This window comes from Corallococcus exercitus (assembly GCF_042231735.1).
Taxonomy (GTDB): Bacteria; Myxococcota; Myxococcia; order Myxococcales; family Myxococcaceae; genus Corallococcus; species Corallococcus exercitus_B.
This window is the reverse complement of record NZ_CP102577.1, coordinates 5,383,819-5,398,169: the sequence shown is the minus strand read 5'-3', so window position 1 is coordinate 5,398,169 and position 14,351 is coordinate 5,383,819. Positions and strand designations below refer to the sequence as shown.

15 protein-coding genes are annotated in these 14,351 nt (G+C 68.9%); 7 read left to right on the top strand and 8 right to left on the bottom strand.

Annotated features, from left to right (window positions below; translation table 11 throughout):
* Positions 1-4: 4 nt before the first annotated feature.
* Both NR792_RS21075 and NR792_RS21070 read right to left on the bottom strand, forming a co-directional pair.
* Positions 5-319, bottom strand: coding sequence for a hypothetical protein (locus NR792_RS21075; protein WP_375754465.1), 315 nt, complete (start codon positions 317-319; stop codon positions 5-7).
* A gap of 356 nt (positions 320-675) precedes the next feature.
* Positions 676-1,515, bottom strand: coding sequence for a class I SAM-dependent methyltransferase (locus tag NR792_RS21070; protein WP_375754464.1), 840 nt, complete (start codon positions 1,513-1,515; stop codon positions 676-678).
* Positions 1,516-1,590: 75 nt separating this feature from the next.
* Between NR792_RS21070 and NR792_RS21065 the strand changes: the two genes are divergently transcribed.
* On the top strand, positions 1,591-2,022 hold the full coding sequence (locus tag NR792_RS21065; protein WP_375754463.1) for a helix-turn-helix domain-containing protein: 432 nt from the start codon (positions 1,591-1,593) through the stop codon (positions 2,020-2,022).
* 24 nt (positions 2,023-2,046) lie between these two features.
* Here NR792_RS21065 and NR792_RS21060 read toward each other — a convergent pair whose 3' ends face one another.
* Entirely contained in the window at positions 2,047-2,679 is a 633-nt protein-coding gene (locus NR792_RS21060; protein ID WP_375754462.1) for a glutathione S-transferase N-terminal domain-containing protein, read from the bottom strand.
* Between the two features lie 304 nt (positions 2,680-2,983).
* Here NR792_RS21060 and NR792_RS21055 point away from each other — a divergent pair, with 304 nt between their 5' ends.
* From NR792_RS21055 to NR792_RS21045, 3 genes are all read left to right on the top strand, one after another.
* Entirely contained in the window at positions 2,984-4,285 is a 1,302-nt protein-coding gene (locus tag NR792_RS21055) for a hypothetical protein (RefSeq protein WP_375754461.1), read from the top strand.
* A gap of 159 nt (positions 4,286-4,444) precedes the next feature.
* Complete coding sequence (locus NR792_RS21050; RefSeq protein WP_375754460.1) at positions 4,445-5,551, top strand: DUF1521 domain-containing protein; 1,107 nt, start codon at positions 4,445-4,447, stop codon at positions 5,549-5,551.
* Between the two features lie 57 nt (positions 5,552-5,608).
* The gene (locus NR792_RS21045; RefSeq protein WP_375754459.1) at positions 5,609-6,148 is read left to right on the top strand and encodes a tetratricopeptide repeat protein; all 540 of its coding nucleotides are present in this window, start codon (positions 5,609-5,611) and stop codon (positions 6,146-6,148) included.
* Between the two features lie 17 nt (positions 6,149-6,165).
* Here NR792_RS21045 and NR792_RS21040 read toward each other — a convergent pair whose 3' ends face one another.
* The 4 genes from NR792_RS21040 to NR792_RS21025 form a co-directional block, all read right to left on the bottom strand.
* Complete coding sequence (locus NR792_RS21040; protein WP_375754458.1) at positions 6,166-7,329, bottom strand: serine hydrolase domain-containing protein; 1,164 nt, start codon at positions 7,327-7,329, stop codon at positions 6,166-6,168.
* A 199-nt stretch (positions 7,330-7,528) separates the two neighbouring features.
* The gene (locus NR792_RS21035; RefSeq protein WP_375754457.1) at positions 7,529-10,399 is read right to left on the bottom strand and encodes an endo-1,C4-beta-glucanase; all 2,871 of its coding nucleotides are present in this window, start codon (positions 10,397-10,399) and stop codon (positions 7,529-7,531) included.
* Positions 10,400-10,444: 45 nt separating this feature from the next.
* Entirely contained in the window at positions 10,445-11,125 is a 681-nt protein-coding gene (locus NR792_RS21030) for a hypothetical protein (protein WP_375754456.1), read from the bottom strand.
* A gap of 182 nt (positions 11,126-11,307) precedes the next feature.
* Complete coding sequence (locus NR792_RS21025) at positions 11,308-12,096, bottom strand: helix-turn-helix domain-containing protein (protein ID WP_375754455.1); 789 nt, start codon at positions 12,094-12,096, stop codon at positions 11,308-11,310.
* A gap of 79 nt (positions 12,097-12,175) precedes the next feature.
* Here NR792_RS21025 and NR792_RS21020 point away from each other — a divergent pair, with 79 nt between their 5' ends.
* Positions 12,176-12,667, top strand: a complete 492-nt coding sequence (locus NR792_RS21020; RefSeq protein ID WP_375754454.1) for a DUF1772 domain-containing protein — start codon at positions 12,176-12,178, stop codon at positions 12,665-12,667.
* A 22-nt stretch (positions 12,668-12,689) separates the two neighbouring features.
* Here the strand turns inward: NR792_RS21020 and NR792_RS21015 are convergent, their stop codons facing one another.
* Positions 12,690-13,097, bottom strand: a complete 408-nt coding sequence (locus NR792_RS21015) for a DUF3224 domain-containing protein (protein ID WP_375754453.1) — start codon at positions 13,095-13,097, stop codon at positions 12,690-12,692.
* A gap of 143 nt (positions 13,098-13,240) precedes the next feature.
* Here NR792_RS21015 and NR792_RS21010 point away from each other — a divergent pair, with 143 nt between their 5' ends.
* Both NR792_RS21010 and NR792_RS21005 read left to right on the top strand, forming a co-directional pair.
* Entirely contained in the window at positions 13,241-14,041 is an 801-nt protein-coding gene (locus NR792_RS21010) for an intradiol ring-cleavage dioxygenase (protein WP_375754452.1), read from the top strand.
* Between the two features lie 108 nt (positions 14,042-14,149).
* Positions 14,150-14,320: a hypothetical protein gene (locus tag NR792_RS21005; RefSeq protein WP_158616851.1), complete on the top strand. Its 171-nt coding sequence runs from the start codon at positions 14,150-14,152 to the stop codon at positions 14,318-14,320.
* Positions 14,321-14,351 lie beyond the last annotated feature (31 nt).

Below are 14,351 nucleotides of genomic sequence, written 5' to 3'. Positions count from 1 at the left end.
CCCCTCACGCCTTGAGGAATCGCGCGGCGACGAAGCCGAGCAGTGCACACCCCGCCAGCGCCACGCCCGGCCGCTCACGCATCCGCGTCTGCGCCTGCCGCAGCAGCTCCTCGGTGGAGTTCTGCTCCAGGGTGTCGGACGCCTTGCGAACGAAGCCCACCGCGCTGCCAATCAGCTGCTGGGGCAGCTGCGTGTCCCCCTGGCCCGAGATGGACTCGAGCTGCTTCGCGAAGCCGTTCAGGCTCTCCACCAGGACGCCCTTGCGGGAATCGACCTGGGAGAAGGCGCGCTGGCGCGTGAGGCCGCCGATGCGCTTCACCTGTTCCTTGCCCTCCTGCTTGAGGCCGACCCTCTCGCTAGTACCTTCGGACGATGCCTGACTGTCATTGTAGAAGCCGGGATTCCTCAGGCCTTCTCCCTCGATGATGCTCCCCATGTCGCAACCTCCTCTGGCGTGGTTTGGCTCATGTGTGCCGTTGCACGACTGCCCATGAAGCTATGCAATCGGACATGGCCTGCCTTGAGCGGGGCGTTCGCTGGTCGCAGAGCAGGCAGCACGGCACGCCGTGACACAAAAGGAATAGGGAGCAGTGGCCGGACGTCCCGTATCATCCATGAATCACTGGGCGTGATTCTGGCCTCGCGGGTGACCGCCAATCCTGGGTATCTGCGTTCTTACACCCGGGCACCGACCGTCCAGCAGGCGGCCGTGAAGCGGACCTCCGTCCCGTGCACGAAGGGCTCGAAGGCGGCGCGGACCGTCTCGATGACCTGGGCGCGGGTCCGGTCGTCCATCTCGTGAAGGAACCGGCCGAGCGGCCCGAGCCGGGTCAGGTAACGGACCAGCTCCTGCTCGGGCAGGGTGCACGCGAAGTCGACAGGCTGGAGGTCGATGCCCGCCCAGCCGCTCTCCTCCAGGATGCGGTGGACCCGGCGCGGGTCCGCGAAGGCGAACTGCCCCGGTGCGTCCGGCCGGCGGGCGGGGAGCTTCAGGAACGGTGCCGCGGCGCGCTCGGCTGTCGTCATGAATGGATTGTCCGAAGGACTCCGCCAGGCGATGAACCGGAGCCGGGCGTCAGCCTTCGCGGCACGCCGCAGGTTCGCGAAGGCCTGGACGGGGTCCTCGAAGAACATGACGCCGAAGCGTGAGAGGATGAGGTCGAAGCTCGCGGGCTCGAAGGCGTGGAGCTGCGCGTCCGCGCGGATGAAGCTTGCCGGAGTGCCTTCCCGTTCAGCGCGGGCCCGGGCGGCGGCGAGCATCGGCTCCGAGATGTCGATGCCGGTGCAGCGGCCCTCCCCGCCAAGCCGCCGCGCGAAGGCGAGCGTCGTGCTGCCCGTGCCGCAGCCCACGTCGAGCACCTGGCTCGCGGAGCTGGCGGCGAGCGCTTCGACGAGCAGGTCCTCCATCGGCTTGAACATCGAGTCGAGCACCTCCTGCGTGTCGACCCAGGCGCGTCCGGCGGTCCCGTTCCAAAGCGCCGTCTGCTCATTCCCGGTCTGGTGAGTCTCATCCATGGTCGTCTCCGCTTGCTTGCCTTCAAGAACCGAAGGCCGCACTGTGCCAGTTCAAGTCGACTTGAGGTCAAGAGGGTGAGCGAACTGGACATCACGGAGGTGGCGCGGCGCTCCGGCGTTCCGGCCTCGACGCTGCGGTTCTATGAAGAGAAGGGGCTGATTGCTTCGGTCGGCAGGCGGGGCCTGCGCCGCCTGTTCGACGCTGGCGTGCTGGAGCGGCTGGCGTTGATCGCGATGGGGCGCGCCGCCGGCTTCTCGCTCGAGGAGATCGCGCTCATGTTCGCGCCGGACGGGCAGCCGCGCATCGACCGGCGGATGCTCTCCGCGAAGGCGGAGCAGCTGGACAAGACGATCCGCGAGCTGAGCGCGATGCGCGACGGCCTCCGGCACGCCGCGGCCTGTCCCGCGGCGAGCCACCTGGAATGCCCCACCTTCCGCCGGCTCCTGCGGGGCGCCGCGTCAGGCGCGCTGGGCACGCGAAGGAAGAAGCCCCTGCGGAGGGCGTAGACAGACCGGCAACGGCCGGTCGTGTCAGGTGTCGAAGTGAAAGGCGGTGTCCCGGGCGGAGGGCCGCTGCGCGAATTGCTGACAGAAGCGGTTCAGCGCCGCATAGGGCGCGGTGGGCAACACGTCCCGGAACTCCAGGTGGGTCACGAGACAGAAGAGGGTGACCTCCAGGTAGCTCAGGTCCCGCTCGGGTGGGAGGGCGGCGAGCGCGGCGCTCGCGTTCTCCTCCAGCCACGCCATCATGTTGAGCAAGGACTTGCGCAGCTTGAGGGCATGGGTCGTCCCCTCACCGCCGCCGGCCATCTTCTCCATGACCAGCGTCACCTCCGTCGCCATGGCTTGCAGGGTGAGCTCCTGCACGTTCGCGAGGAGCGGCACGTCCAGGTCCTCCGGCCACACCACGCGGGGCCTGGGATTGGACTGGCGCCACAGCTCCCGGGAGGCATTGAGCGCGCCAAACCAGGCGCCCCGGGCCGTCTTCAGGACGGGAATCCGGAGCGCGGGGTTGCCGCCGTAATCCGCCGGGTCGGTGGACAGCAGGTTGCTCAGCACCTGGAAGGAATGCTCGACGCGCAGCTCCGCGGCGAAGAGCCGGGCAATGCGTGTGAAGTGCGAGCTTGAACGGCCGATGATGACGGGTTTGTCGAGCACGGGCATCCAGGGGCCCTCCGGTCGAAGAGGCGTCGAAGGCTATCGCGCCACGGACCGATGACGCAGGCTCCCAAATGGGAGATGCCAGACACTGATTTCCTTTGCATTTCCTGTAGAAATTTCTGGTTCTGGTGCTTACGGAAACTTTCCAGGGTATCCTTGGATAATCGAAGACGGGGGAGGACTCCCGCTGTCCCAAGGAGATTCCGTGAAGATTACCGAGCGCGCGCTCAATGCTGTTCCTTCCAATTCCCAGCCCCAGACGACCGCGAAGTCTGGACAGGCAGCGGAACTCCAATTCCTACAGGGCTTGCAGCAGCTGACCGCCACGCAGGCGGTGGCGGCGACCCCCACGACGGCGCCGACGACGGACGTGGCCCGCACCAGCTACGTCACGGCACAGTCGGCCCCCGTGCCCACGGGCCCGCTGCTGCCTGACAGCCGACCCAGCGCGAGGGCCATCGACGAAAAGGTGTCGGAGGCCTACAATCAGATCGGCCGCCTTCCCACCACCACCGAGCGCAGGGAGATGCTCGCCCTCGCGAACGAGCTCGCCGGGAAGGGCAAGAACGCGACGGAGATCAAGTACGCCGTCATCGCGAAGCTCCGCGAAATCCAGGCCGGCACCCACGTGAAGCCCAGCGCGGCCGAGCTGAGCAACCTGGCGAGTCAGACCTTCCAGACCATCTTCAACCGGGCCCCCGGTAAGGATGAGCTCACCCGTTGGGCAGCGGAGGCCCAGAAGCTGGCGGACAAGGGGATGGACGCCATCTCCATCAAGTACAACCTGCCCTCCATGATGCGCGAGGTGCGCGACGGCCTGGACAAGACCGACCCCGCCGCGCTGAGCAAGCTGGCGAAGGACACCTTCAGGTCCGTCTTCGACCGCTGGCCCGACGACACGGAGCTGGCCCGCTGGGAGAAGGAGGCCAAGAAGCTGGTGGACGACCACAAGCTGAGCGCCACCGGCGTGAAGACCACGCTGCCCTCCATGATGCGCGACGTGCGTGACGGCCTGGACAAGACGGACGCCGCCACCTTGAAGAAGCTGGCGACGGAAGCCTACACGACCATCTTCGGCGAGCCCCCCGAAGGGGACCAGCTGGTCCGCTGGGAGAAGGAAGCCAAGAAGCTGGTGGACGAGAACAAGATGAACGCCGTCGGCGTGAAGAACACGCTGCCCGCCATGATGCGCGAGGTGCGCGACGGCCTGGACAAGACGGACGCCGCCACCCTGAAGCGGCTGGCGAAGGAGGCCTTCAAGGCCACCTTCGGCTGGGAGCCCAAGCCCCACGAGCTGGCCCACTGGGAGAAGGAGGCCAAGAAGCTGGTGGACGACCAGAAGATGAACGCCGTCGGCGTGAAGAACACGCTGCCGTCCATGATGCGCGATGCCCGTGACGGCATGGACAAGACGGACGACGCCACGCTGACCCGCCTGCTGAAGGATGCCTTCCGCGAGGTCCTGGGACCCAACGGCCGGGCCCCCAGCCAGGTGGAGATCGACGCCTGGATGAAGAAGGCCAAGGAGATGGTGAAGGACAAGCAGAGCGCCACCGCCATCAAGTACGCCTTCATCACCGGCCTGCGCACTGCCCTGGATAACCAGTAGTTCCAAGGGCTTGGCGCCAGTCCGCGGGGGGGACTGGCGCCGCGCTTCCCGTCCTGCTGGAATTCGCCATGTAGGCACAACTTCTGATCGGCGCCGCTGGATAATCCCGTTTCAGACACCCGCGTCTCCCAGGGGCGCGGCCATCACCGAGGGGAAAACATGGCTGGCATCACCTCCACCGGCGGCAGCGCGCGCGCCCTCCCGACCACCAACGCTCCCGGCCTGAGCGAGGCGGAGCTGGCGAAGAACCTCAAGCTCATCCAGGCGACCGCCAACGAGGCGCTGTCGCTCATCGACGCGCAGCTCAAGCAGGCCGCCGCGCAGCCGGCCCCCACGAAGACCGGCGGGGATGGCAGCGCGTTCGTGACCAGCCAGCAGCCCTCGGCGGACGCGCAGCAGACCGCGACGAACGGGGCCTTCCCCTCGGAGGCGCCGAAGTGGGAGGCGCTGATGCGCCCCGCGGACAAGCTCAAGGTGGACAGCAACGGCGTCATCACCACGCCGGGCGGCTACAAGATCGAGCAGCTGGGCACGCAGGAGTGGAAGATCTCCGGCCCGGACGGCAAGAGCACCCGCATCTGGGGCGACCCGCACGTCGACGAGAGCGACGGCGGCAAGTTCGACTTCAAGCGCGACACGACCTTCGTGCTGGGGGACGGCACGCAGATCCACGTGGGCTGCGTCCCGTACGGCAACGGCATGACGGTGACGGGCAAGCTCGACATCACCTGCGGTGACGACCACGTGCAGGTCACGGACGTGGACAAGGGCAAGGGCAAGGTCGGCCCCATCACGAAGGACGGCTGGGAGACCTCCGCGGACTTCACCACCAAGAACTTCAGCGACCGCCTGAACATGGGCGACTCCACGGCCTCCTGGTCCTACGGCGGCCGCGAGGTGACGGGCAACGACGGCACGGTGGACAAGTTCAAGACCGGCGACTTCATGACGCTGAGCGAGAAGGCCATCTCCAGCTCGGACGGCAAGACGAGCTCCGCCACGTTCACCAAGGCGACCTTCGACGCGACCCGCGACAACGCGCTGAGCAAGGCCACCGAGGCCGTCACCAAGACCTTCAACGCGCTGGGCAACACCCAGGCGCTGGGCTTCAACCCGTTCACGGGCAATGACGACCTGGGCAAGTACAACAAGGACGAGCACCGCGAGGGCATCCAGAAGGCCTTCGACAGCGTGAAGAGCATGTTCGGCGCGCTCGACGACGTCGGCCGCTTGAATGATATCGTCAAGCGGAACCTGTTCGTCTGACAGTAACCCGCTGTGTTCGGGGGGCGCTTGCAAGAGGCCCCCCGGCGTGAGGTGCCCGTGAGCAGCAAGGCCGCAAGCAGCAAGGCCACAAGCAGCAAGACCGAGTCTCCCAAGGACGGGCCGAAGGACGCGCCGCCGCTGACGGAGGAGCTCATCCGGGGAGAGGTCACGCTGGGGCAGTTCCTCGGGCTGTCGAACGAGCGGCTCTACAAGTACGCCGCCACGGGCCACCAGATGCTCCAGGCGGGCCGCACGAAGGTCGCGCTCCAGATTTTCGAGGGCCTGGTGGCCGCCGCGCCGCACGACACGGTGTTCCGCGCGCAGCTGGGCGCCGCGTACATGACGGTGGACCGGGTGGACGACGCCTTCGAGGCGTATGACCAGGCCCTGCGCTTCAACAGCTCCAACGTGGACGCCCTGGTGGGCCGCGGAGAAATCCTCCTGCGGCGCGGCAAGGTGCCGGAAGGGCTGAAGGACCTGGGCAAGGCCATCGAGTACGACCCCGGCCTGCGCCGCAAGTCCACGCAGCGGGCCCGCGGGACGCTGCTCGCCCTGAAGAAGCAGGCGGAGCAGGCGAAGCCCGCCGCGAAGAAGTAGGCGCCTTCAGGGCCCTCTCAAGGCTGGGAGGGCCCCTGCAGGGCCGCCGCGATGATGCGCGCGGCGATGGCCGGCTGGTCCCCTCCCATGTGGAGCGTGTTGACCGAGTAGACGAGGCGCCGGCGCAGGTCGCGCGTGGCGCCCATCCCGTTGTTGTAGCCGTGCCGGTCGCCGCTCTTGCCCCAGAAGACGACGCCGTTGATTTCATAGCGGCTGAGGCCCGCGCTGTAGCTGGCGCCGGGCAGGTCCGGGACGGTGAACAGCTCCTCCAGCTGCTTGCGCGGCAGGAGCCGGCCCTGGAAGAGCGCGACGAGGAAGCGGTCCAGGTCCTCGGCGGTGGAGATCATGTCTCCGGCGGCCCAGGGGACGGACTGGCTGGCCTCGGTGACGTCCACCAGGCACCGCGTGCCGTAGGGGATGGCGCCCGCCGGGCACTGGCCGTCCTCGGGTGAGACCTCCTCATAGCCATGCGCATGCCGCCCGGGAATCGTCACGGCGTGGCCGGGCACGAAGGTGTCCCGCAGGTGCAGCGGCCGGAGGATGCGCTCGCGCACCGCGTCCCCGTAGGGGCGCCCCGTCACCTGTTCGATGAGCAGGCCCGCGACGATGTAGCCGATGTTGCCGTACTCCTGCTTCGTGCCCGGGGCGAAGCGCGGGCCCGGCGGGAGGGCCAGCGAGACGAGCTCGCGGGGGCTGAAGCGCCGGAACCGGTTCTCGAAGAACCACTCCGGGTCCTTCTGCGGCACCGGCACGCCGGGCAGGCCGTGGGTGTGGTTGAGCAGCTGGCGCACGGTGATGGGCGCGTAGACGCCCGTGGGCAGCAGGCGCGGCAGGTAGTCCTGGACGGGCCGGTCCAGGTCCACGCGGCCCTCGGCGGCGAGCTGCAGCACGACGGTCGCCGTGAACGTCTTCGTCATGCTGCCAATGCGGAAGTGCGCGTCCGCGGACACCGGGGCGCCGGTGCGGAGGTCGGCCACCCCGGAGGTCCCCAGCCAGCGGCCGTCCGCGCCGCTCACCCGGACCAGGGCACCGGACACCTCCGCGTTCGGCAGCCCCGCGATGGCCTGCCGCAGCGCCTCGCGGTTCAGGGGCGGCAGGGGCGCGTGATCCACCTCCAGCCCCAGCTCGCCCACCTCCAGCCCGGGGCCGAGCGGTGTCTCCGGCCCGCAGGCGGGAGTCATGACGCTCGCGAGCAATGCCATACCAACCCGCAGTCCGCGGTGCAGGACAGCCATGTTCCATCTCCTGTGAGGGAAGGACCGGCGCCGCCGGCCGCGGGATGGAACACCGGTGCTTCCCGGAGGTGTCACCGCACCCACGCCTCTTCAAAAGACAGGGCGGCCATCCCCGGGGTTCGCGGGGACGGCCGCCCTGGGGGCACTACCCGGTCACGATGGAGACGGTGACGCGTCCGTGGCCGTTCGGCGTGCACGTGCCTTCAAGGGACTCGGGCTTCAGGCTGGTGTTCAGCGAGCCGCCGCCACCGCCGACGCGGCCTCCGCCACCGCCGGAGTAGCCACCGCCGCCGCCACCGCCGTAGCAGCCGTTGCCCGCGCCGCCACCGCCGTACCCACCGTGCGCCAGACCGCCGCAGGTCTTCGCGGTGCCGCCCTTGCCACCGTCACGCAGCGCGGTGCCGCCCTCGCCGTAGGCGCCGTCCACCGCGCCGTTGCCGGTCCAGCCACCGCCGCCCGCGCCGTAGGACGCCGACCGCGAGCCCCCCAGGCCTCCCGTTCCGCCCGCGACGAACCCGGAGGTGTAGTTGGCGCTCACAGAGCCCGCCACACCATCCGCGCCCGTGCTGCCATGGCGCCCCGGCACCGTCGCGCCCGCGCGGACGCCGCCGCCGCCGCCCGCGATGAGCAGCGGCGAGCCATTGCGGAGCACGAAGGTTCCGCCACCGCCGCCACCGCTGTACGTGGCCGCGGTTCCCTTTTGGCCCACCAGGATCTGCAGCGTGTCACCCTGCTGGAGGTCGAAGGTGCCGCGGAGTTCCGCCCCGCAGCCGGGCTGGATCTGCTGCGCCTGGGCCTGCGTGGCGCTCGCACCGCTCGCGCCGATGGCGGTGAGCTTGTACGTGCCCGTCTCGGGCACGGTCCAGGTCTGGAGCGACGGCGGCCCGGTGGGCCCGGTGTATTCCACGCCGTTCACCGTGTTCGTGAACTCCTCCTTCACCGCGCCCACCGCGAAGGGGGAGAAGCCGGTCGTCACGCCGCAGACCTGGATGACGCTCACCGGCGGATCCGAGCTGTAGTCGATGCCGCAGTCCTCCAGGCTCGTGCAGCCACAGGCGGCCAGGTTGTCCGCACAGTCGATGGCCGGCTCCATGTCCGGGGGCGCGGGCAACTCCTCCCACGCGCCGGTGGGCGGGGTGTTCTTGTTGAAGTGGAAGAGGCGCAGGAAGAACGCCAGCCCGTTCGCGCCCTTGAACTTCCTGCGCACGCACACCGTCGCGCTCTCGAACTCCGCGGTGGTCTCGATGTCGTAGTAGAGCGGGCTGCACTCGATGCCCTCCGCGCTCGCGCCGTCCGCGCAGAACAGCTGGATGCCCTTGGGCGGCTCGGGCGCGAGCGGCGTTTCGACCACCGTGGTGACGCCCGGGTCGGTCACCAGCGGGAACGTCACGTTCACCTTGAGCTCTTCGGTCTCCACGGGCGTGACGGTCACGTCCACCCCTTCCGGCGTCTGGGCCGGGGCCGCGAAGGTGATGTTCTGGTTGGAGAACTGCGTGACGCTGCCGTTGACGGTGGCGAACGCCTGCATGCTGTACGTGCCCGGCTCGGCGACCAGGGTGAGGGCGGACAGGGCCCGGCTCTCGTTGGAACCCGCGCCGTAGGCGTAGTGGTAGGACTTGTAGGAATTGTCGCTGTTGAACGCGAACCGGCTCAGCCGGGCGTAGGGGCTGCTGAGAGGGATTTCCGCGGCCTCCGGCGAGGACTCCTGCACGTCGAAGTAGGCCGTGGTCTTGACGAGCGTCACGTTCTCCGCGCCCAGGCTCACCGTCGCGCCCGGAGCGACCGCGACCACCGGAACGCTGCTGTCGGCGTAGTAGGTGCGCTGGACCGAGGCATTGAGCGGGACCGCCGGGTTGGAGGCATTGTAGAGGCTCAGGTAGAGGTTGGAGCGCTGCCAGGTGCCCGGTGAGAGCAGGGGCTCGAACCGCCCGTTCTGCAGGCGGTAGTCATAGCCGTAGTTCGTGAGCCCCGGGCTGGGGTCCTTCCGCATGACCCCCAGCTGGAAGGAGCTGATGTCCGCGTTGGAGTAGAAGCCGCTCACGGTCAACGGGACCTGCCCGGCGCCCTGGGTCTCGATGAAGTCCAGGGTGCTCGTGGCGCCCGCGGCAATGGTGACGCGAGAGGACTTCGTGACGGTGTACTGGGTTCCCTGCTGGAAGTACGTGCGCAGGAAGACGTCGTACGTGCCCGGTGGCAGGTCGATGGAGTAGGGCGAGTTGGCGGTGATGTACTTGCTGCCGCTGATGCCGCTGGTGGGCGTGCTGCTCACGCCCTGGAAGTAGACGTAGTGGTAGGTGACCGCGGTCCCGGGGCTGATGCCCACCTGTCCGGAGAGCTGCCCCGTGTTGGTGAGGTCAATCTGCCAGCTCACGCTCGCGGGGCCCTGGAGCAGGTTGACCGTCTGTTGGGTGAGGGAGCGCTGCACCTGGGTTCCGCCCGGGGTGGTCAGATAGACATTGCCGTACACCGTCACCGCGTCGTCGGGGAGCGCGGACACCCAGCTGGACGCGGACGCGGGCTGCGGGGTGCTGAAGCTCTTGTAGGTCCTGGCGTAGGTGCTCTCCGTGGGAGTGCCCGCGGACGCGTAGACGTAGTAGTAGGAGACGGTTCCTCCGACCACGTTGAGCGAGAAGTTCACGCGGCTCGCGTTGGCATGGTTGAAGTTCACCGTGGTCGGGCCGCTCTGGTTGTCCACCATGACGGCGTTGTTCTGGGTCACCTCCAGGTAGGTCTCCGCCGCGGTCGCGTTGCTGAAGAAGGCCTGGACGGTGGGCCGATAGGCGTGGCCGCTCTCCACGGTCAGCGAGTACGGATTCGCCGTGAACAGCTTCTCCGCCTGGAAGCCGTCCTGGGAGTAGGCGCGCACCTTGAACTGGGTGAGCGTCTCGCTTCCGAACGAGACCTGGCCCTTCATCTCCGCGGGGTTGAGGATGACCACGTCCGCGACGGCCAGCCCCGACACCACCGCCACGAGCGCGGCAAGACACAACGAGAGCCTTCGGCTTGGAATCCGCATCACTTCATTCCTCTCCTTTCGTACGGCTTGCTGAACTCGCGCCCGTCAGAGCTGGACGAGCACGCTCTCCGCGAAGAGCGGGGCGTCATGGGCAGGGGTGCCGCCAGGGACAGGCACCTCCAGGGGCAGGTTCCGTGCGCGGTCCAGGCAGGCCTGGAGCTTTTCGGGGTCCGTGTCCTTCCACAGCCGCTGGAGCTCCGGCGGCGGGACGGAGATCCAGTCCGGCGTGAACGTCCAGGTGGAGGCCCCCGTGCCCCTGGGCCTCGGGGCGAAGCCCACCTCCAGCGCCACCGGCTGACGGGACTCCTTCGGGCGTGCCGCGCAGGTGTCCATCAACTGCTGCGCGGCGTGCTTCCAGTCCTGGAGCGCCACCTGCCGCTGGGCCTCGACCTGGGGTGGCAGGGGTTGCGTCCCCATCGCCGGGGGCGCCTGACCCGCGGGGGGAACGGCCACGACCTGCTGGGCGGCCTCCAGCCTGCGGCGCAGCGCGGCCTCCGCCTCGGCCTGCGCCGCTGTCACAGGCGCGTCTGGCGGTGGCGCGGGCGTGACGGACGCGCTGGCTTCCGGGGCGCTCGCCGGCTCGGGCCGGGCCGTGACGGGCGCGGCGCGCACCGGTGACGGCGCCCGGGCCGGGGGCTCCGGGGCGCGGTTCCCGAGCATGAAGAACACCGCGAGGCAGGCGCCTCCCAGGCACACGAGTGCAATGGATTTGGAGCGAAACGGCACGGGCCCTCCCTCCCGTTTGTGTTCACCCGGAGCGAAGTTGGCCGGACGTTGTAATCCCTGTCAACCCAGGTCATGTCGAAAGCCTGGGGTGCGGTGCTTCATGACAGGGGATGCATGTCAGGATTTACAGAAGCGCCACTTGATTCAGCCGCTGTTGCAAAGACTTGCGGGCAGGATGGGCGTCAGCGTCCCGCGCGCCGCACGACGGCGGGCGTGAGGCCCGTCACCCGGCGGAACACCGTGGTGAAGTGACTCTGTGAGCTGAAGCCGACCTCCAGCGCGATGTCTCCGAGGGAGCGGGTCGTGTGGCTCAACAGGCCGCGCGCCCGCTCCACCCTTCGCTGTTGCACGTAGGCATGCGGCGTCATGCCCATGGACTGGCGGAAGGCGCGGGTGAAGTAGAACACGCTCAGGCCCGAGCGCTGGGCCAGCTCCCCCACGCGGATCCTCCGCGCGAGGTGCGCTTCGATGAAGAGCCGCACGCGATGGAGCGCGGCGGCGGAGAGGCCACCTCGCCGCCGCGCGGCCCGGGGGCCTCCTGGCTCCTGGAGCAGCTTCGCCATGCGGGCGGCGTGGCGGTCCTGCACCGCCCGCGCCTCGCCCAGGAAGCGGGCGATGACCTTCAGCTCCGCGTCCGGCAGGGGCGACATCAGCTGGAGGCCATCCGTCTGGAGGGGGCCCCAGAGGGTTTCAATCCATTCCCGCGCATGCCCGGTGAGCGCGAGCCGTCTGCCATTCCCGGCGCCTTCCCGCTGGACGTAGCCGGCGAGCTCCAGCCGCGCCACGTCGGCGCCTCGCGCGACCGCGCTCAGGGGCGCGGGGCCTCCGAAGTGCAGCTGCGTCAGGCACGTCAGCTCCGCGCGGCCGAGCGCGAGCACCGCTCCCACGGCCGCGTCGAACTCCGCGGAGGCATCCTGGAAGCGGACGATGTCGGCGCCAATCTGGGCGAGGAGGGCGTGCCGGGGAGTCATGGGGAAACACCGCAGGAACGAGAAAAACAGCACAAGGGCACGAAAGACGCTCACGCGCTTGGGAACGCATGCTGTCCCCATGATGAACCTGAAGCCCTCCGCGGCGGAAATCCTGTTGTGGCTCTTCGTGCTCAACCTGGGCATCGCGTTCGGCGCGGGGCTCTATGAGCACCGCGTCTCGCTTCCCCGCTGGCTCGACGCCACGGGCGCGCACTGGTCCGCGGAGGCGGCGCGGCAGGATGACGTGGGGCGGCGCTTCTGGGGGCTCGTGAATACGGGACCGCTGACGCTGCTCACCCTGGCGAGCCTCTATTTCGCCACGCGGGCCACGGGGCCGCTGCGCGCCTGGTGGCTGGGGGCCGCGCTGGTGGCGCTCGCGGACCGGCTCCTGACCTTCGCGTACTTCATCCCCACGATGGTCCGGCTGATGCAGTCCGCGGACTCCCCGGCGGCCGTGGAGACCGCGATGCGGTGGGCGCGGATGAACCACCTGCGCCATGCGCTCGCGGCGGGGGCGTGGTTCGCGGCCCTTCAAGCCCTGTCATGGCTCCGGGTGAAGGGCGGCGCATGACTTGCGAGCCTCGCTCCCTGCGTCACGGCCTGTCGGGCAGGGTGTACTGGAAGTCGTAGGAGTGCTTCCCGCCCGGGGCGATGTCGATGGTCATGGAGCCGGCGAGCCCTGTCAGCTCGCCGGTTCCGGAGTCCGGCACCACGGAGATGACGAGGTGGGGCGCGCCGCGCGTCATCACCCCGAAGTGCTGGAGCGCGAAGGTGCCGCTATGGCCGTCCAGCGTCCCGCTGACGCGCTCCATCGCGACGTACCCCGCGGACCCCTCCACGGCCGTCCGCACCGCGAGCATCTGTCCCTGGCTCGTGGCCTCCAGCGCGCCGTGATAGCGCTTGTCGAGCGCCATCCTTCCCGGGGCTGCCTCCACCGCTCCCGCCTCCGGGGCCATGGGGGTGAGCTTGACGTCGAAAGGGCCATTCGCGCGCTTCGTCATGGGTGCCTGCTCCCTTGCTGGATGGGCGGACACATACGCCAGGAGACCGCCCCTGGATTGCAAAAACGCGTCAGCCCCGGGGCCTTAGGACTCGCTTAAGACCTTTGCCCTACCGTCGTGCTCACTCCAAAGGGGGCATGCGCATGAGCGACGACGAACGCAATCACCACCACGGACTCCAGCAGGACCTGCGGGTCCTGGCGAAGCGCACGGACCGGCGGGAGCTGCTGCGCTGGATGGCCTTCACCAGCCTCATTCCCATCATCGGCTGCGGGGGCCCGGACTCCAGCAGCGGCGGCGGTGACACGTCCGGCTGCGCGAGGATTCCGGAGGAGACGGCCGGCCCCTATCCCGGTGACGGCTCCAACGGGGCCAATGCCCTGGTGCTGTCGGGCATCGTCCGCGGCGACATCCGCTCCAGCATCGCGGGCGCGAGCGGCGTCGCGGAGGGCATCCCGCTCACCGTCACCCTCACGCTGGTCGCCAGCGACGACAGCTGCACGCCGCTGCGCGGCTACGCCATCTACCTGTGGCACTGCGACCAGGTGGGGCGGTACTCCATGTACTCGTCGGGCGTCACCAGCGAGAACTACCTGCGCGGGGTGCAGGTGACGGATGAAGAGGGCAAGGTGACCTTCACCAGCATCTTCCCCGCCTGCTACAGCGGACGCTGGCCGCACATCCACTTCGAAATCTATCCCTCGCTGGAGGCGACCGCCTCCTCCCGCAACAAGGTGGCCACGTCCCAGCTGGCCCTGCCGGAGGACGTCTGCGACGCGGTCTACGCGACGTCCGGCTATTCGCAGAGCGTCCGCAACCTCGGGCAGGTCTCCCTCTCCAGCGACAACGTGTTCCGCGACGGCGCGTCCACCCAGCTGGCGACCGTGACGGGCAACACCACGGACGGCTACGCAGCCAGCCTGGTGGTGGGCATCCAGGTCTGACGCGCCTGCCTGCCCGGCCGTGCTCCGTCCTGGAGGGATGGCAACCCTCCGGGACGTGATGCATCTTCAGGAGACACCCGTGAGCCCACCCGGCCAGGAGTCCTGCCGATGTTCCAGCCGCCGAAGGACACCACCTCGAAGAAGCACCGGGGTGGCTACATCCAGCAGACGAAGGACTACGAGAAGATCCGCAAGTCCACCAAGGTGACGGGCAAGCGCATCGGCGGGGCGCTGCGGGCGGAGTTCGCCCGGCAGCAGAAGCGCCGCGACTCGCGCTGAAGCGTCACTTCGCCTGGGCAGGCGCGAAGTC

Coding starts and splice junctions, on each gene's coding strand:
- NR792_RS21070 (WP_375754464.1), bottom strand. CDS start 1,515: ATGGATGAGACTCACCAGACCGGGAATGAGCAGACGGCGCTTTGGAAC.
- NR792_RS21060 (WP_375754462.1), bottom strand. CDS start 2,679: ATGCCCGTGCTCGACAAACCCGTCATCATCGGCCGTTCAAGCTCGCAC.
- NR792_RS21050 (WP_375754460.1), top strand. CDS start 4,445: ATGGCTGGCATCACCTCCACCGGCGGCAGCGCGCGCGCCCTCCCGACC.
- NR792_RS21040 (WP_375754458.1), bottom strand. CDS start 7,329: ATGACTCCCGCCTGCGGGCCGGAGACACCGCTCGGCCCCGGGCTGGAG.
- NR792_RS21035 (WP_375754457.1), bottom strand. CDS start 10,399: ATGCGGATTCCAAGCCGAAGGCTCTCGTTGTGTCTTGCCGCGCTCGTG.
- NR792_RS21025 (WP_375754455.1), bottom strand. CDS start 12,096: ATGACTCCCCGGCACGCCCTCCTCGCCCAGATTGGCGCCGACATCGTC.
- NR792_RS21020 (WP_375754454.1), top strand. CDS start 12,176: ATGATGAACCTGAAGCCCTCCGCGGCGGAAATCCTGTTGTGGCTCTTC.
- NR792_RS21015 (WP_375754453.1), bottom strand. CDS start 13,097: ATGACGAAGCGCGCGAATGGCCCTTTCGACGTCAAGCTCACCCCCATG.
- NR792_RS21010 (WP_375754452.1), top strand. CDS start 13,241: ATGAGCGACGACGAACGCAATCACCACCACGGACTCCAGCAGGACCTG.
- NR792_RS21005 (WP_158616851.1), top strand. CDS start 14,150: ATGTTCCAGCCGCCGAAGGACACCACCTCGAAGAAGCACCGGGGTGGC.